General features: G+C 45.7%; 12 protein-coding genes. 3 read left to right on the forward strand and 9 right to left on the reverse strand.

The window, feature by feature from the left end:
* The first annotated feature begins 113 nt into the window (after positions 1-113).
* Positions 114-482 (forward strand): helix-turn-helix domain-containing protein, encoded by a 369-nt coding sequence (locus ACR8BL_RS10290; protein WP_434752522.1) that lies wholly within the window; start codon positions 114-116, stop codon positions 480-482.
* Positions 483-589: 107 nt separating this feature from the next.
* Here ACR8BL_RS10290 and ACR8BL_RS10295 read toward each other — a convergent pair whose 3' ends face one another.
* The 4 genes from ACR8BL_RS10295 to ACR8BL_RS10310 form a co-directional block, all read right to left on the reverse strand.
* Positions 590-766 (reverse strand): hypothetical protein, encoded by a 177-nt coding sequence (locus ACR8BL_RS10295; protein WP_434758348.1) that lies wholly within the window; start codon positions 764-766, stop codon positions 590-592.
* Between the two features lie 187 nt (positions 767-953).
* A complete protein-coding gene (gene gltB, locus ACR8BL_RS10300) occupies positions 954-5552 on the reverse strand; it encodes a glutamate synthase large subunit (RefSeq protein ID WP_434752524.1) in 4599 nt (1532 codons plus the stop codon).
* Positions 5553-6235: 683 nt separating this feature from the next.
* Positions 6236-8518: a YhgE/Pip family protein gene (locus tag ACR8BL_RS10305; RefSeq protein WP_434752525.1), complete on the reverse strand. Its 2283-nt coding sequence runs from the start codon at positions 8516-8518 to the stop codon at positions 6236-6238.
* 257 nt (positions 8519-8775) lie between these two features.
* Complete coding sequence (locus tag ACR8BL_RS10310; RefSeq protein WP_434752526.1) at positions 8776-9372, reverse strand: TetR/AcrR family transcriptional regulator; 597 nt, start codon at positions 9370-9372, stop codon at positions 8776-8778.
* Positions 9373-9783: 411 nt separating this feature from the next.
* Between ACR8BL_RS10310 and ACR8BL_RS10315 the strand changes: the two genes are divergently transcribed.
* Entirely contained in the window at positions 9784-11013 is a 1230-nt protein-coding gene (locus ACR8BL_RS10315; RefSeq protein WP_434752527.1) for an MGDG synthase family glycosyltransferase, read from the forward strand.
* Positions 11014-11291: 278 nt separating this feature from the next.
* On the opposite strand, the gene ACR8BL_RS10320 is transcribed toward ACR8BL_RS10315, so the two are convergent.
* A complete protein-coding gene (locus tag ACR8BL_RS10320; RefSeq protein ID WP_434752528.1) occupies positions 11292-12149 on the reverse strand; it encodes a cell wall hydrolase in 858 nt (285 codons plus the stop codon).
* Positions 12150-12279: 130 nt separating this feature from the next.
* Entirely contained in the window at positions 12280-12882 is a 603-nt protein-coding gene (thpR, locus tag ACR8BL_RS10325; protein WP_434752529.1) for an RNA 2',3'-cyclic phosphodiesterase, read from the reverse strand.
* 199 nt (positions 12883-13081) lie between these two features.
* On the opposite strand from thpR, the gene ACR8BL_RS10330 reads away from it, so the two are divergent.
* Positions 13082-14038 carry a D-2-hydroxyacid dehydrogenase gene (locus ACR8BL_RS10330; RefSeq protein WP_434752530.1) on the forward strand — a complete coding sequence of 319 codons (957 nt, stop codon included), beginning with the start codon at positions 13082-13084 and terminating at the stop codon, positions 14036-14038.
* A gap of 151 nt (positions 14039-14189) precedes the next feature.
* Here the strand turns inward: ACR8BL_RS10330 and ACR8BL_RS10335 are convergent, their stop codons facing one another.
* The 3 genes from ACR8BL_RS10335 to ACR8BL_RS10345 all read right to left on the reverse strand — a co-directional run bounded on the left by ACR8BL_RS10335 (position 14190) and on the right by ACR8BL_RS10345 (position 18302).
* Positions 14190-15140: a TRM11 family SAM-dependent methyltransferase gene (locus ACR8BL_RS10335; RefSeq protein WP_434752531.1), complete on the reverse strand. Its 951-nt coding sequence runs from the start codon at positions 15138-15140 to the stop codon at positions 14190-14192.
* 238 nt (positions 15141-15378) lie between these two features.
* Positions 15379-17091: a HAMP domain-containing methyl-accepting chemotaxis protein gene (locus ACR8BL_RS10340; RefSeq protein ID WP_434752532.1), complete on the reverse strand. Its 1713-nt coding sequence runs from the start codon at positions 17089-17091 to the stop codon at positions 15379-15381.
* 326 nt (positions 17092-17417) lie between these two features.
* Positions 17418-18302 (reverse strand): MsnO8 family LLM class oxidoreductase, encoded by an 885-nt coding sequence (locus tag ACR8BL_RS10345; RefSeq protein WP_434753073.1) that lies wholly within the window; start codon positions 18300-18302, stop codon positions 17418-17420.
* Between the last annotated feature and the right edge of the window lie 23 nt (positions 18303-18325).

Below are 18325 nucleotides of genomic sequence, written 5' to 3' on the forward strand. Positions count from 1 at the left end.
GAGTATGAGACCATTGAGGCGTAGTACATTTGCAGGAAAACTTACCCTGATCAAAAACTTGGCTCAGGATTGTTTCAATATATATATGATGGTGTTCAGGGGGAAAATAGCTTATGAGCTACGGAAATCGCATTGCTGAATTAAGAGAACAGCGGGGACTTACTCAAGAAGAACTTGCGAACTCCATTCATATTACCAGAGCGGCTCTCTCCCACTACGAGAAAAACCGGCGCAAACCGGATTTCGAGGTGTTAACACGGCTTGCTGACATTTTCGATGTGTCCATTGATTATTTGATTGGGCGTACGAAGCAAAGTGATATGGTGATGGACGAAGACGTGCGTGAATTCGTAGATACGCTTGAATTGTCAGATAAGGAAGTGCTGGAGCGTTTTGATCTGATGATTGATGGTAAATCATTGACAGAGGAAGAAGCACGTCGTTTTATCGCTTTTGTGCGTATGGAACGCAGTATGGATTAATTAAGGTTACATCCGAAAAGAAAACCCAGTTTCCGAGTACTTTCTGCTCTGGTATCTGGGTCTTTTTGTGTATCTTGAATTCCCTCCACTTTCTGGTGTGTACTGGATCAAGAACGCTTGGTGTCGGAGGAAACGAAATGCTTCAAACGCTCCGGGTCGATTCCACATTGCAGTAGAACTTTCATGATGTCCAACCGGGTTGCTTCGACTGGTTTACCTGCCGGCTTAGAATCGCCCTTGTTTGGATGCTTCATCTTCATTCCGCTAACCTCTCTTATCTTCATACTTTCTCTGCACTCCAAAAACTAAACCTAATTATACGTTAGAACGTTCCTTGATGTTGTCGTCTTGTGGCGATAACGTTTTTTGAGTGGGTTCTAATTTTGTCGAAAGCAAAAAGGAGCCTTACGACGATGCCATTCTGGCCGTCATGAGGCTCCTTTATTTTTTTGAACTTTTACATACGAATGATTAACCTCCGGTACGTGCAAGTTCCCGCATATTCGCTTCAAATGCTGCAAGCAAAGCCGCTTCACCTGTCAAACCTGTCGCTTGTATCCGCTCAATCTGTTCTGTCATACGTTTGAAGTCCTTCGGAATGACACGCACAAATTGATTCAAGGAATCCTGCCATGTATCCAGAATGCGCTGACCAGCAGCACTGCCAGTGAGTGCTGTGTGACGTTGAATCATGCCAAGCAGGTCTTCGCTTTCAGAAGCATCTTCAATGCGCTCCAACAGAACCATTTCCAGATTGCAACGCTGCAGGAAGGTGCCTTTTGGATCGTACACGTAGGCAATACCTCCGGACATACCAGCTGCAAAGTTACGACCTGTATCGCCGAGTACCACGACTCGACCACCCGTCATATATTCACAACCATGATCGCCTACACCCTCAACAACAACTTTGGCTCCCGAGTTACGTACCGCAAACCGTTCTCCGGCAATACCGCGGATATACGCTTCCCCACTGGTTGCTCCATATAAAGCAGTGTTCCCGATAATGATGTTATTCTCCGCCTCAAATGTCGCTTTTGGTGAAGGCATAACAATCAGCTTACCTCCAGACAAACCTTTACCCACGTAGTCGTTGGAGTCTCCTTCAACGGTGAGGGTCATGCCTTTTGGTACAAAAGCACCAAAGCTCTGTCCAGCTGAGCCGACAAATTTGAATTTAACGGTATCTTCAGGCAAACCAGCAAGACCATATTTACGTGTAATCTCGCTACCCAAGATGGTCCCCACTGCACGGTTCACATTGGTAATCGGCAGAACTGCCTCTACCGGTTGACCGGATTCGATTGCCGGCTGTGCCAGTGGTACGAGTTGCTGCATATCCAGCGTCTCTTCCAGTTGGTGGTTCTGGTGTTGTGTACGGTAACGCGCAGCGCCTTCAGGCATTTCAGGCACATGCAGCAATACAGACAGATCCACACCTTTTTTCTTCCAGTGATCTACGGCTTCTACCGTTTCGAGGCAATCTGTACGTCCAACCATTTCCTGAATGGTACGGAAACCAAGATCAGCCATAATCTCACGCATGTCTTCAGCGACAAAACGCATGAAGTTCACGACATGTTCAGGGTCACCCATGTAATTTTTGCGCAACTCCGGATTCTGTGTGGCTACACCAACCGGGCAGGTATCCATTTGGCAAACACGCATCATGATGCATCCCAGCGCAACGAGTGGTGCAGTTGAGAAACCATACTCTTCCGCTCCAAGCAATGCTGCAATCGCCAGATCGCGCCCGTTCAGCATTTTGCCGTCTGTTTCAAGAACAACACGATCACGCAGATTGTTCAGCATCAACGTTTGATGTGTCTCTGCAAGTCCCAGCTCCCATGGCATACCCGCATGACGGATCGAACCTTGAGGAGATGCACCCGTACCACCATCATATCCACTAACCAGGATAATGTCCGCGCGGCCTTTGGCTACACCCGCAGCAATTGTTCCGACACCTACTTCCGATACCAGTTTCACGTTAATTTCAGCACGCGGATTGGCATTTTTCAGATCGTAGATCAACTCGGCCAAGTCTTCAATTGAATAGATATCGTGATGCGGTGGCGGCGAGATCAAACCTACGCCCGGTGTTGAGCCACGAACTTCAGCTACCCAAGGATAAACTTTACGTCCTGGCAGTTGCCCACCTTCACCTGGTTTAGCCCCTTGTGCCATTTTGATCTGAATCTCGTCAGCATTGACCAGATAATTGGATGTTACACCAAAACGTCCGGATGCCACCTGTTTGATCGCACTACGACGGGAATCACCATTGCTGTCTTTAACAAAACGAGCCGGATCTTCTCCGCCTTCACCTGTATTGGATTTACCACCTACACGGTTCATGGCGATCGCCAAATCTTCATGAGCTTCTTTGCTGATCGAACCGAAGGACATCGCACCGGTTTTGAAACGACGCATGATGTTTTCCACAGACTCAACTTCTTCAAGCGGAATAGATGCTCCAACCGGTTTTAGTTTCAGCATGGAACGAATGGTGAGCAGTTGATCATTCTCACCCTGTACGAGTTTGGAATACTTTTTGTACAGCTTGTAGTCGCCCGTACGTACCGCATGTTGCAATGTGTGGATCGTTTGCGGGTTGAACAAATGCTCTTCACCGTCATTACGCCATTGGTATTCACCGCCGGAATCCAGTACTTTGTCGTTCCCGTCTTTATCAGTAAAGGCACGATTGTGATGTGTCAACGCTTCTGCTGCCACTTCCTCCAGGCCGATACCTCCGATCCGGGAAGGTGTCCAAGTAAAGTAACGGTCAACGAAATCCGATTTCAGACCAACCGCTTCAAAGATTTGAGCTCCGCGATACGATTGGATCGTCGAGATTCCCATTTTGGACAATATTTTAATAACGCCTTTGGTTGCAGCTTTAATGTAGTTTTTAACGGCTTTCTCATGAGAGATACCGCGCAGCAATCCTTGCTGAATCATATCATCAAGCGTTTCAAATGCCAGATAAGGGTTAACTGCACTTACGCCATAACCCAGAAGCAGCGCGTAGTGGTGAATATCACGCGGTTCCCCTGATTCGAGCAAAATGCTGACTTTTGTTCTTGTACCCTGACGAATCAGGTGGTGATGCAGACCTGCAACAGCCAACAACGCCGGGATTGCTGCATTCTCGGCATCCACACCGCGGTCAGACAGGATCAGGATGTTATGCCCTTTGTCAATGACACGGTCAGCTGCTTCGAAGAGCAAGTCCATCGCTTTACGCAACCCTTCCGCTCCCTCCGCAGCAGTGAAGAAGATCGGGATTGTCATAGAGCGGAAGCCCGGACGACGAACGTGGCGAATCTTTGCGAAGTCTTCATTAGACAATACCGGTGTATCCAGACGGATCTGGCGACAGCTCTCCGGTTCAGGGTTAAGCAAGTTACGCTCCGGACCAATCGTTGTCGCTGTAGAGGTAACGATCTCTTCACGGATTGCATCAATCGGCGGATTGGTTACCTGTGCAAACATCTGTTTAAAGTAGTTATACAAGCGTTGCGGACGATCCGACAGAACTGCCAGAGGTGCATCATAACCCATGGAACCTGTAGCTTCCATTCCTGTGGATGCCATTGGCTCCAGCACTTTGCGCAATTCTTCAAATGTATATCCATAAGCCAGCTGAAGCTGTGTTACATTATCATGTTTAGGGTCTGGGAGCTCCGGTGCTTCCGGCAACTCGTTCAGATCCATCAAGTGTTCTTCAAGCCACTCGTCGTAAGGATTCTCAGCAGCGATGAGTGCTTTGACTTCTTCATCAGAGATAATACGGCCCTCTTGAGTATCGACAAGCAACATCCGTCCTGGACGTAGACGATCTTTATACAGAATGTCTTCTGGTGCAATATCCAGAACACCGACTTCGGAAGAAAGGATGATTCGGTCATCCTTGGTTACATAATAACGAGCAGGACGCAAACCGTTACGGTCAAGAGTAGCACCGATCTGCAAACCGTCTGTAAATGCCATTGCAGCAGGACCATCCCATGGTTCCATCATTGTGCTGTGATATTCATAGAATGCCTTTTTCGCAGGATCCATGCCTTCATCCGTGCTCCACGGTTCAGGGACCATCATCATGGCTACATGTGGCAGGGAACGTCCACTCAGATACAGGAACTCCAGCGTGTTATCAAACATCGCAGTATCCGAACCGTCCGGATTAATGACCGGTTTTACTTTGGCAATATCGTCACCGAACAGTTCGCTTTCAAACAAGGACTGACGCGCATGCATCCAGTTCACATTACCACGCATCGTATTGATCTCACCGTTGTGGATCATGAAGCGATACGGGTGAGCACGTTCCCAGCTTGGGAAGGTGTTCGTACTGAAACGGGAGTGAACGAGTGCAATCGCCGATTCCACCAGTTCTTCCTGCAGATCCAGATAAAATTTGCCTACCTGTTCGGTTGTCAACATGCCTTTGTATACCACTTTCCGGCAGGACAAGCTTGGCAAGTAGAATGATTCTCCTTCGGCTTCGTCTGCCGAATAGCGGATCGCCAGTTCAGCACGTCTGCGAATGACATACAGCTTGCGCTCAAATGCCAGCTCATCCTTCACTTCATCTGATCTTCCGATAAATACCTGACGTACATAAGGCTTCGCTGCCAGTGCAGAACGGCCCAACATTTCATCATACGTAGGTACATCCCGGAAGCCCAGGAAAGTCTGTCCTTCTTCTTCAATAATCTTCTTCAGACTCTCTTCATGTGCCGTACGAACTACAGGATCCTGAGACAGGAACAGCATGCCTACGCCATAGAAGCCTTGTTCAGGCAAGGCGAAACCAAGACGCTCTGCTTCTTTTGCAAAATAACGATGTGGAATCTGAATCAGGATCCCTGCTCCGTCACCGGAATTCGGTTCACTTCCCTGTCCCCCGCGGTGCTCCATATTACTGAGCATGGTCAGTGCCTGACTTACGATATCATGTGAAGGTACTCCTTTGATGTTGGCAACAAAACCCATTCCGCATGCATCTTTTTCGAATTGTGGATCATATAGACCCTGTTTTGGAGGTAATCCGATGTGTCTCATGGAACGCAACCTTTCTATAATGAAGTATTTCGGAAAGATCAAGAATAAGAACATAGCAACAGGCAACAATGTAACGGGAGGAGCTGGCATTTCGCTTGCGATAAGCCTGCCTGCTGAGATGAAGAGGTGACAGCTTGAGCCATCTGTTATAAGCCTGGTATTGCGGCAAAGACCGCGGATATTGCGAAGAACTGGCACCGAATGAACCGGTAACAGCATATATACAACAACCACGCAGCCGTTAGCACGGCTACTCATGATGGAGCGACGTTTTTTGATATAGTTCTATTATTTTAACACCGACCTAACATCAGCGCAATTTAAACTTTTTAATACCTCTGATAAGAATTGTTTTGCAGTACAGCTTTAGTGCGATGACGTTTAAAAACACCTCTTTTTTGAATAATTATACACATTTTAAGACAGAGCACAACTGATTTTAATTGCTGATAAAAGAAAATCGTTCCATATCCAGCCTGCGTTTGACCATATTTTCGCAATTTTCATGCTCTAGCTTCCAATTTCGTTTTCTATTTTCATACAATTGAATACAAAATGGCCTGCAGCTAATTTTCCAGCTGCAGGACATTTGCACTATTTGACTACTATATTGCATAATTTCGATACATATGCTTTAACTTTATTTTGCGAAATATAATAAAATTCTCGTTTTGTCTCTTTAATTATACAGTCAAAGGCTGACCGCTTTCTGCTACTTCAGTATCTTTCTTTGTACGTCGGCCGTTCAGGAGGAAGTACGTCAGCGTCAGCAGAACAGATACAACTGCATAGATGCTAAGTATTTCAGCCTGATGCCACATGACATCAAAATTACCGCTGGATACGACAGCTCTGAGACCCACAATGCTATGTGTCATTGGCAGCCACTGACTAATCGCCTGGAGCCATGAAGGAATAAGTTCAATTGGGAACGTTCCTGCACTCGCTGCCAGTTGGAAGACCAGAAGCAAGATAATTACATAACGTCCAGGCAGATCGAGCCAAGTCACGAGGGCCTGAACGATCAGCATAAAGGTCAGCCCCGTTATAATGGTAAACAGATAAAATAGTCCTGCGCTGTGTGTCTTTAGTCCAAGCCCGTAAAGCATAAAGCTAGCTAAAATAACCGACTGGAAGATGCTCACTGATCCAAACACCAGTGTGCGGCTTACGAAACGATTCCAGCCTGTTGCCCCGGATACGGATGTTTCACGCATTTTCAGAACAATTGTGGAGATCAGTGAACCTACGAACAGACCAATGGACAGGAAAAATGGTGTCATGCCTGTTCCGTAATTGCTCACGCTCTCCGTCTTGTTCTCGGAAGAGCTAACCGGTTCTGCAAACATATTCACGACTTCATCTGTTTTCTTCACTTCGGATGTTTTCTGAGCTGCATCTTTCAGCTTCGTTGCCAGTTCACCAGAACCGTCTTTCAGTTCCGTAAGACCATTAGCCAGTTTACCGGCTCCGTCACCCAGCTGTTTGGAACCGTCAGCCAGAGATGAAACACCGCCGCTAAGTTTACCGACACCTGTCTGTAATGCAGCCGTACCTGTACCTAGCTGTTTCGCACCTGATGCCAGCTGAGTGCCACCTGCAGCCGCCTCACCGAGCTTGCCACTGAATTGCTTCAAGCCGTCGGAGAGTTTTGTTCCGCCTTCACTAAGCTGCCCAGCACCTGCAAGCAGCTGCTTCTGTCCATCTACCAGTTGAGTTGCACCAGCAAGGAGCTGCTGCTGCCCCCCCTGCAATTCGGCTGCACCGGCTGCCAGTTGCTGATTCCCTTGATGAAGCTGATCCGCACCTTGTGCCAGCTTCTGCTCGCTCTCATGCAGCTGTGTGCTGCCGTCAGCAACAGCCTGACTCGCGGCAATCAGCTTCTGGACATCTGCGCTCGCAGCCAGTTCCGGGTTGCTTGCAGCCAGCTGCTTCAATCCAGCAGCTACGCCCTGTGCTCCATCGGCCACTTTGCTACTACCATCCACAGCGGATTGCAAGCCAGTCGCCAATGTTCCACTGCCTTGTACTGCCGTTTGCAGCCCGCTAGACAACTTGGCGCTGCCTTGTTCTGACGATTGCAGGCCGGTCTGCAGCTTGTTGGTGCCGTCCAATGAAGATTGAAGGCCCACGGCCAGCTTGTTACTGCCGTCTTTCAGCTGGTCGGCACCGCTTTGAAGCTGACCCGTAGCTGCATTATGGAGTTGTTGCAAACCCGAAACCAGACTTGTCGTTCCATTTTCAAGTTTTGATGCTCCATTATGCAGTGCATTAACTCCATTACTTAACGGAGCTAATCCATCCTGAAGTTTCAACGTTCCGGAGGCAAGCTTAGCCAGATTATCCTTCAGCTTCACTGCTCCGTCATCGAGTTTTCCAGCCCCGCTTTTCAAATCTCCGGCACCGTTGCCCGCTTCAGTCAAGCCGGTCGACACCTCGGAGAACTTATCAAGTAGTGTCTCTGCATAAGACTCTGTAACTTTAGCCGAAACTTTGGCTTTCAAGTCCTTCATGGCCGTTTTGCCAATCTGGGCACCCACAAAGTTGTAATTACCGTTTGGCTCATAGATCAAGCTTGCTGGTGCTGGCTTATCATCAAGCAATGTTGTCGCTTGAGAAGAGAAGTTCTCCGGAATTGTAATCTGCATGTAATACTTGTCATCTTGCATGCCGTCCTTTGCCTGGGCGGCACTGACAAAGTCCCATTTGAAATCTTCATTTTTCTTCAGTTCATCGATGAGATCATTGCCGACATGAAGTGATTTCCCCTCCAGTTCGGCTCCTTTATCCAAATTAACTACCGCTACCGGCAGTTTATTCACTTGACCATAAGGATCCCAGTAAGCTGCCAGGTAAATACCGCTATACAGGATCGGAATAAATAATATCGCAATTACAGGGATCAACACCTTCGGGTTTCTCACGGCTGATCCCAAATCCTTGAAAAACACGTTTAATGATTTCATGTCATTTTCTCCCCTTAATCTCTCTGCTATTCAGCAGGAATATCCAATATGAAAACAGATTGAAAATCTCTGGAATTTTTACCGAAATACGTAATGACCAATTCTCTCAAATGGTCAATCGAGAGCAAAAAACAAACTTGTCCTCCGACAAGTTTCATTTTCTCCCTTTCACCAACTACTAAAATGTTCATTGTATAGTTGAAGTCTGACCATTAAAATAGGTAGCGGGTAATGCGTAACCTTAACGATGGATCATGTTATAAACCTTTAACGGGGCTGATCGCAGCAATCCCTTCCATTAAGAAAAGACGAAAGTAGTTCTTGATCGCTTCTTTACTAAGTGGTTCATGATGTTTGCTCCAGTCAGAGGTCAAAGCAATATACAATCGAATCATCATAAAAGCAACAACTTGCGGATCACAATCCCTTATCTCTCCGCCATCCCTTGCCTTCTCCAGTTCACGGGCCAGAAAATCGGAAATGACTTTCTCCACTTTTTCCAGACCCTCCCTGGCCTGCAATGTTCCAAAATCCTTCAATTCCTGTGACAACTTAACGAGCAACTCATGATCACGACGAAATTCCAGAAGCGCATCCAGCACGCGAAACAGGTTATCAAAAAAAGCACTCTCCTGATGAACTTCACGCTGCGCAATATTTTTCATTTCCTGAATAACTTCCACCAGAATCTGATCAAACAGCTCTTCTTTGTTTCTGAAAAAGGTGTAGATCGTGCCCTTGCCTACATTGGCGATCTTAGCCACTTGATCCATCGTAGTCGCTTTGTATCCAAACATGGCAAACGACTGGGCGGCTGCATGAATGACCTGCTGTCTCCTGTCGATCGGAGCCATCTTATCCCCTCCTTACTTTCTTTTGAAAATGTGACAAGTGATTCTATCGTTCTCTTTAAAATGACCAAAAATACAAAACGGTCATTCGGTCAAAAACTAGAATATCACCTTGAAAATAAGATTGCAAGCCTAACAATAAAAAATGTATTAATATTTTTTAACCGAAATGCAGTGGAAACTGTCAGCATCCTCGTCTATAGTGTAAGATGACTCAAACAATCCGCACATAACCGAAGTTTGAGGTCTCAAAACAGAATATACAGTGTAAATATTAGGGGATGAAACATGATTCTGTGTTTTGCCGTATATTCATGTAGTAACGAACCTAGCAAAACTGCCCTATTTAAAACTTAGAAAACTGTCTCATTCAAATTTTAATTTCAACTTAAACTTATGAATAAAGGTGAACTCATGCGAAAACCAAGAGTGCTCTTATTATCAGAAGGATTCGGTACTGGTCATACACAGGCGGCTCACGCCCTGGCACACGGCATCAAAAAAGTCAGTCCTCAAGTTCATAGCCGTGTTATTGAACTTGGAAAATTTCTAAACCCGACCGTAGCTCCGCTGATCTTTTCTGCATATCGAAAGACACTATCGGTTCAACCCAAACTTGTCAGCCTGTTGTACCGCACACAGTACAACAAATCATTAAACGGCTTAACCAAACTGGCGTTGCACCGTATTTTCTACACACAAACGGCGCAGGTTGTATCCCAGTTGAAGCCGGACATCGTGATCTGCACTCATCCATTTCCAAATGCGGTAATTTCCAGACTTAAACGTCAAGGTCTGAATACCCCGCTCTATACGTTGATTACCGATTATGATGTGCACGGAACCTGGATCAACCCTGAAGTTAACAAATATCTGGCTTCTACTCCTCAGGTTAAAGCCTTGCTTGAGATTAGAGGCGTTCCTGCCTCACAGATTCAAATTACAGGCATACCTGTTCATCCTGATTTCTGGGAAGCTGGGGATAAAGTCAAGCTCAGAGAAGAGATGGGTCTGCAAAATATGCCGACAGCTCTGCTTATGGGAGGCGGCTGGGGGCTTTCTTTTGACGAGGAAGATATGAAAGCTCTCGCATCCTGGGCAGATCGAGTACAGCTAATCTTCTGTCTTGGAAGCAATCAAAAGATGATTGACAAAATGAAAGAAATTCCATGTTTCCAGCATCCGAATATACGTATTCTGGGATACACAAAGGAAGTCAGCAAACTCATGGATGTCTCGGATGTACTGATTACTAAACCAGGAGGCATGACTTGCACGGAGGCTATGGCCAAAGGCCTTCCCATGTTATTTATCCCCCCGCATCCAGGACAGGAAGAGGAGAACTGTGAATACTTTGTACAAGCCGGATATGGACAGATCATTCATTCTGCAGATGTCATAACCGATCGATTCCGTGAGCTATCTGAACTTGAACTTCAGTCCAATCAGCCGAATCGCCCTGAGCACACGAAGGCCAAATCTGGACATTCTTTGCCTTATGATCCAGCCTGCTGCGCTCAAGCTGTACATGATTTACTGTTTCCCGCAACAACAGAAGTTACAACTACGTCTCTAGAGCGGTTTTCAGCGGGGATTACTAACAGACCTTTGTCTGGTACCAGATTACCTTTAAGACGTCTCTAAGACTTATTAAAATCGTTCTCAGAACGTGATAGACATTGTACAATCAATTAAAAGGTTAAACGAAAAGAAAATGCAAAAAAGGTTCCTCTTCGTAAAATGAAGGGGAACCTTTTTTATTTTTATTGCATTTCGTCGTATGTTCTCCCAAAAAAATGGGTAAATTACAGATAATGATTTACTTGAAAACGACGAAATAAAACTGCTTTCCAGACTTTTCAGGGCACATGTGATGCTCACATAGTTAACTACCCTGCCTGTTTGCAGAATTTTAGGGTCTTTTACTTGTAAAAAGTATGATGACCGATCGTTTTTACTTCTTTCTTCGTGCGGGCCACTGTCAGATCGTCAGCAAGTGTCAATGATAAGAAATAATACGTATCATCTGAAACTTCCTTCTGTCCGTTCAGTGCAGCATTGACTGCTTTGACGCTGTCTTCATTCGGGGTTACCCGTTTAAGACGTCCATTCGCCACAGGGCTAAACTGTGATTTCTGATGGATCACCTTGTAAATGGTATCGGGAAAATTGGCTGACCGCAGCCGGTTTAAGACAACATTGGCAACTGCCACTTTGCCTTTGTACGGTTCACCTTCCGCCTCTGCCATGACGATTTTTTGCAGCAGATGCAGTTCTTTATCGGACACACTGTAAGACCAGGTTGCCAGTTTCGCATCTTCCTGGTTCAGAAGTTCTGTCCGCGTAAAGTAAAGTTTTTGGGGGGGAGTTGTCATTGCAGCTCTCGCTTTGGCGTTTTGCAATTTAGCCAGTTTCAGAGCAGCTTCTTTTTGGGCTTTAGCTTGTGCTATAGCCTGCGCTTTTTGTTTAGCCGCAGCTTCCTTTTGCTCCTGCTTTTCCTGCGCAGTCAAAAGCCAGTTTTTGGCCGGCAGTGCATTTGTCCATGTTGCGGATTGCACAGACGTGTCAGTAGATAGACTTGTCCCATCTTCCATCATTCGCCTCTGATCTTGCGGCAAAGATGGGTTATCATGCGCCGAAGACGCAAGCTCTGTCATCTGTTTACTATCACTCGCTTCATTCCACTTCCCCGTCGCTTGAACGACATTTATCCCCACTATACATACAAGCAGCACAGATAACATCGGTGCCACCCAACGATTCTTGCTTATAATTTCCATTCGAAGATTCCTCCTATCGAAACAATTCCCTAATCTTAGTAACCAAAAAAAAAGAAATTGAATAACGTTGGCTAATATTACATAGGGATAAACACAATGTCAATGTGAGTTTATGGTATTAAAAAGTTTTTCAGGAAAATGAGAACGTATTCACTGTCTCATACATTGGCGTTTGTCCAAGCCTTGTCACATAAAGTACAAAACCTTCTACAGACCATGAATTCCCATGAGAAACATGTTCTGTAACCAATTGTGTAAGCCCATAATTATCCATACCAGGAAGATATCCAAGATATTTTCTGGCTACAGTAACATGTGGGTGATACGGTCTTAATTCGGCTTCAAAGCCTAAACTTTTGGTTGCATTTAGAATATGCTTCTGCAAAAGGTGTAATCGCTCTATATCTCCGTTAACACCCCTCCAAAGAACTTTTGGTGTTTTCTCCAGACCAAACGTTCCCCAATCAGAAAGTTGCAGGTCAAACGAATGGAAATCAGCAGCTACGGCGTGCAGAGCTGTGCGAAGATGACCAACATCACTCATCAACGTATCTCCCAAAAATTGCAATGTAATGTGATAATCCCTATGGTCTGTCCATTTGCGAAAATCAAGCTTGTTTCGTATTAGCTGTGTCTGCATATGAAGAAACTGCTGGACAGATTCAGGCAGACGAACAGCAATAAACAGACGTTCCCGTCTGGATGCATGTTCTTGAAGTTTATGGGCATTCATTGCATACACCTCTCTAAAGTTCGCTCTATTATTCCATAACTATGCATATCATTTCAACCTGGGTAAATATAGAGTGACACACAATATGGATTTTGCATATCAGACTTCATTCCTGCATTTTCCATATTTATGCACATCATGTACTGAATCTGATACACTTGACAAGACTAATTCATCGATCTCAGGAGGCACACACATTATGGGAAAAATCGTATGTTTTCCATCATTATCCGAAGAACAGCAGCAACAGATTCTTCAGGCTGCACCAGGTTACACCATCAAAGTAGGCAAAGCCAAAGATCTGGATCCGGCTGAATTAAAAGACGCCGAAATTATACTGGGTTGGTCTCCTCTTGTAAGCGAACACACTCTGCATCAGGACAGCCCATTAAAATGGATCCAAGTCTGGTCAGCTGGTGTAGACAACCTCCCACTTACGGAGCTGCAGCATAAAAGTATTCAGGTTACCAGCGCCAATGGTGTTCATGCCATTCCAATTACAGAGATCATTCTGGGTATGATGTTATCCCACAGCCGTTGGTTAAGACAAGCCATGTTGTACCAGCAGCAGGCAGAATGGAAAAATCCCGGCAAAGCACTGCCAGAGCTGCATGGAAAAACTGCGGTTATCGTTGGAGTCGGCGAGATCGGAACAGAAACAGCCCGTGTACTGAGAGCGTTAGGCATGCGCACGGTCGGAGTACGACGTTCTGGAAAAGACGTGCCTAATGTCGACCATATGTATGATATGTCTGGACTACATGAAGCTCTAAGCCAAGGCGACTATGTAATTAATATTTTGCCATTAACCGAAGAAACGCGTCATATTTATGATCAGGAAGCATTTAACCATTTCAAAAATGAATCCTGTTTTGTCAATGTAGGTCGCGGCCCCAGTGTCAACACAGAGGCGTTGCTGGCTGCACTGCAAAGTGGCAAAATCGCCTTCGCTGCTCTGGATGTATTCGAAGAGGAACCTCTTCCGGCAGACCACCCGTTATGGGGCATGGATAATGTCTTGATTACACCTCACATTGCAGGAAGCACAGAACAGTATACCACTCGCGCTCTCGATATTTTCATCAAAAATCTGGAGGCCTACGTTGCCGGAAAAACACTTCCGCTCAACCTTGTCGATTATAGTCATAAATACTAACACAAACACCCGTTCCCATGCAACATATTGAAAATGACATATAACTGTCGAACCAAATCAATAAGAACAAAAATACTCCACAAGGAATTCTTCTTCCTTCGTGGAGTATTTATTATGCACTCTATCGAATAATTACATACCTACCCAGGGATCACCTGCACACCCAAACATGGCGTACAAATGTGCCTTTACGCACAGTGATGTAATGTTCTATCATCCAGCCCGATTCCAGTAAGTGCTCCTGTACCCACTCTGTGGAAACAATGACAGCTCGTTTGCATAACTCGCGTAATTTCATGAGCATCGCTCGCTGTTCATGATCGGGAAGAACCGAGCAAAGATTATAAGGCATGTCGAATATTGTCGAATCATATTCCCCCTCTAAATCCCTCATATCTCCCAAAGTAATTCGATTTGCATCATATCCGAAATGGGGTAAATTAACTCGTGCCCCGCGTACAGCAAGCGCATTCAGATCATTCCCTTTTGTATCAATCCCCATCGATAGAGCTTCAATGACAACTGTTCCCATTCCGCAACAAGGATCCAGCAAACGATGCTTTTCTACTTCTGGCACAGCAATATTCACCAATGCTCTTGCTAAAGTGACGCCAAATCCCGTGGAGTAGTTTTGTGGCTTCCGCTGATGCACTTGCCACGATTTATCCGAACCTGTCCACTGACCGAAGATCCATTTTTGTCCGGTTTGGATTAGTCCGAAAGTCACTTTAGGCTGCTTCATCTGTGCCGTTCCATGGATACACATCCCGATTTCCTTTTCCAACTTTCGTGCCTGAGCATAGTCAGGCGCATGATCCCCTGCTTTCAGACAAACTACCTTGAAGGTCTCATCTTGCTGCAAACGAATCTCACGAGCTATAGGGAGCAGTTCGGCAACTGAGTCTCTCTCCCCCAATATATCCAGCCGTCCATGAATAAACGGACTTCTCCCCGGCGGAATGCATCGCTCAGACCTGACATAAGAGCCACTGTCACTACGTAACTCTGAAACTGGCTTAAGCATTGTACTCAGTTCTAACTGACATAACTCACGTTCGTTTTCATGATAGGCAAAGGTGTATACATATTTAGTTTCCGCCATAATTCACCTCATTTCTTACATCTACTTTAAATCGTACCCAAAGTTAGGCCAAGAGGCAACCAAGTGGGGAAATCAAGCAGTCATTATTGAAAAATCAGCTAAAAAATAAGGGACCCCATCACTGGGATTCCCTTATTTTCGGTCTTTATGACCAGGTCCTAAATCCAAATTTCTACGATTCACATCACTCTGGTTCAAACAATCGTTTTACCCTGTTTCTTCCATTAAAAAGAACGGGTCATACTTTTAACTTTTCGATCGATATGAGCAGGTCGTCCGACAGTTCTTTCAACGTTTGAATGTTACTGCTGATGGTCTCCATTGAACTCACCTGTTCCTCTGCAGAAGCAGATACCTCCTCGACACTAGCCGCCGATTGTTCAGACACTGCAGAAATCTGCTGACTGAAATCATTCATGTAACCGCTGCTCTCTTCCATCCCTGAAAGTCCTTCCGACATCGTGGCGATTACCTCCACCATGCTTTCTACGGATGTGTTAATGGTTCTGAACAACTCCCCTGACGTGAGCACATGCTCCTGCCCAAGCTCTGTCTCCTGAACACCTACTCGCAGTTCATTAACTACTCTCTGAGAATCCTGCTGAATATCTTGCGTGATGGTCGTTATTTCTTCAACAGATGCCTGTACGGCTTCAGACAACTTCCGTACCTCGGATGCAACAACGGCAAAACCGCGTCCACTCTCTCCTGCCCGTGCCGCCTCAATCGAAGCATTCAACGCCAACAAATTGGTTTGACGAGCGATGTCATGAATGACCAGAACCAGTTTGGAAATGTCTTCATTTTTGCGATTCAACTGCTCCATTTTGCTCATTGAGGAAGACACTGCGCTCGCAATCTGTTGCATCTGTTGCACGGATTCTTCCATCGCTTTGCGGCCACTCTGCCCTTGCTCCAGCACTTGATTGGACATTGAACGAAGTTGATTCCCCTGCTCCGCATGTTGTTGAATATGAACATTCAATTCTTCCACGGTACGAGCTGACTCCACTGCGGTCTGAGCCTGACTCTCAGCTGCCTTAGCCGATTCCTCCATCGTGATTGCGATTTGCTGACTGCCGATCTTGACTTCTTCCGAAGCGATGGCCAGTTCGCTACTCTGACGATTCACCGATTCAGCTACACGCCTTACATTCACCACCATGGAAGTCAGGTTACCTTTCATCTCATTGACCGCTTTGGCCAAGGCACCTACTTCATCTTCATGCTTGGTATGTACATCCTGTACGTTCAATTGACCTTCCGCGATCAATTTAACAGCACTGATGACACGAAGCAGCGGTTTGACCACCTGTGTACGAATGATCGGAATAAATATAGCAGTTATGATAATCATAACAAGCACACCTATAAGCACAGACAACCTGCCATCTTGAACGGAACGAAGCGTTTGGGCTGCCGAAATATCGGATTGCTTCTGGTTGTAATTGACGAGATACTCCAAATCTACCTGCATCAGATCAAAGGAAGCTGAGCCTTTGGCAGCTACTTCTTTGGCAAGCTGGGTATCTCCTTCGTCACTGACTCGAATGGCTTGAGCATTAAATTTGAGATAGGCTTCCCATTTGCTCTTAAACGATGTCCAGTGCTCATTCTCTTCTGCTGACTTGTTCTGTTTATCGTAGATTGTAATAGTCTGAGCGGTTTCACGAATATATTTCGTACGCGCTTCATTAAGTTTGGACTTGTCCGCTGCTTCAGCGTCAAAGTAACGATAACTGAGTGACAATACATGTTCTGTTGAATAATTTAGATGGTTGATCTTCTGGATGGAAGGCATCCAGTTACCTGTAATATCATTGGTGTTCGTCTCAATTGAATTCATTCGGCCAATAATGGTCACGCTTAAAATGATTAAACAGAGGATTAACAAGTAAAACGCGATGCTGATACGCAGACCGATACTCTTAATTTTAAATCTGCTGAACATATGATTTCCCCCTCATGGCAACTTTCGCCACATCTACAATTTAGTGCTTTTCTCGCAATTAAACCTATCTATTGGCCCTTGCAAAGTACACTCTTCTCTATTATATCTGAATAATAGCCGTAAAGTATTATAGCATTCTTTTGTCAGTAAACGCTTTAACTCATAAAATTTTTGTTGAAATTTTTCGAACCAAAAAGGAGCTGCATCATCCGAAGCCTTCTGATCGGCAGCTCATAGTTAACCTAACATCACCTAACAACTAATTAGTTTCAGTTCAATTAAGTTCGACATTCAACTTGCTCTAGTTCCATCCCTTTTCCAAAAAACTATTCAGCGCTTTTGAACGAAGTCTCAGCCAGCAAACGGTAGGATTCCAGCCTGCGTTCATAATCAGGGCCAGCCGTTGCCACAAGTATTCTGTTCGTATTCAGTCTTTGTCCTACCTGCCGAATCTGCTGCCATACTCTCTCAGGTGTACCGATAATATGCCGCCCTTCTTGCTTCTCTTGGCTCCAGATTAACGCATCCCTGTCAGACGCCGCACACATCACACTTACGGCTACCATCACTTCAGGTTCCTTCAGCCTGGCACTTGGCACGAATTCGTCCCGATAACGCTGTACAGCCTCCACTCCATCCGAATCACTCATGAATTGACCGAATACATAACCCATTCCATACTGTGCGGCATACGTTGCACTTTTGACGTTGGTGCCCAGCATCCATAGCGATAATGGAGTCTCTGGAATTGGACGAGCTGTAACCGCAACATCCTCGTACGTATAACGGTCTTCCAGCAACTCGGTTAGCGAAGCAAGTTTGGTCGGAAGATTTGAAACATGCTGCAAATAATTGCCACTGAGCGCCATCGTGGCATGAGGCCCTCCACCTGGAGCCCGTCCTAATCCCAGCTCGATCCGTCCCGGATAGAGTGTAGCCAACAGACGGAACGACTCCGCAACCTTGAGCGGACTGTAATGTGGAAGCAAAATGGCTCCCGACCCAAGCAGAATGGTATCCGTCTTGGCACCAATATGTGACAGCAATACCTCAGGAGAAGCGGAAGCAAGCTCAGCCATATCATGATGCTCCGACGTCCAATACCGTGTGTACCCCCATGCTTCAGCTTGTTGAGCCAAAAGCACTGCTTGCTGAAGAGCCTGTTCAGCGGTTACACCATTCAGTTTGGGGACAAGATCCAGCACACCCAGACTGAAATTTTCTCCAGAACTGA

The organism is Paenibacillus amylolyticus, assembly GCF_051136285.1.
Taxonomy (GTDB): Bacteria; Bacillota; Bacilli; order Paenibacillales; family Paenibacillaceae; genus Paenibacillus; species Paenibacillus amylolyticus_F.

Coding starts and splice junctions, on each gene's coding strand:
- ACR8BL_RS10340 (WP_434752532.1), bottom strand. CDS start 17,091: ATGTTCAGCAGATTTAAAATTAAGAGTATCGGTCTGCGTATCAGCATC.
- ACR8BL_RS10295 (WP_434758348.1), bottom strand. CDS start 766: ATGAAGATAAGAGAGGTTAGCGGAATGAAGATGAAGCATCCAAACAAG.
- ACR8BL_RS10290 (WP_434752522.1), top strand. CDS start 114: ATGAGCTACGGAAATCGCATTGCTGAATTAAGAGAACAGCGGGGACTT.
- gltB (WP_434752524.1), bottom strand. CDS start 5,552: ATGAGACACATCGGATTACCTCCAAAACAGGGTCTATATGATCCACAA.
- thpR (WP_434752529.1), bottom strand. CDS start 12,882: ATGAATGCCCATAAACTTCAAGAACATGCATCCAGACGGGAACGTCTG.
- ACR8BL_RS10330 (WP_434752530.1), top strand. CDS start 13,082: ATGGGAAAAATCGTATGTTTTCCATCATTATCCGAAGAACAGCAGCAA.
- ACR8BL_RS10305 (WP_434752525.1), bottom strand. CDS start 8,518: ATGAAATCATTAAACGTGTTTTTCAAGGATTTGGGATCAGCCGTGAGA.
- ACR8BL_RS10310 (WP_434752526.1), bottom strand. CDS start 9,372: ATGGCTCCGATCGACAGGAGACAGCAGGTCATTCATGCAGCCGCCCAG.
- ACR8BL_RS10335 (WP_434752531.1), bottom strand. CDS start 15,140: ATGGCGGAAACTAAATATGTATACACCTTTGCCTATCATGAAAACGAA.
- ACR8BL_RS10320 (WP_434752528.1), bottom strand. CDS start 12,149: ATGGAAATTATAAGCAAGAATCGTTGGGTGGCACCGATGTTATCTGTG.
- ACR8BL_RS10315 (WP_434752527.1), top strand. CDS start 9,784: ATGCGAAAACCAAGAGTGCTCTTATTATCAGAAGGATTCGGTACTGGT.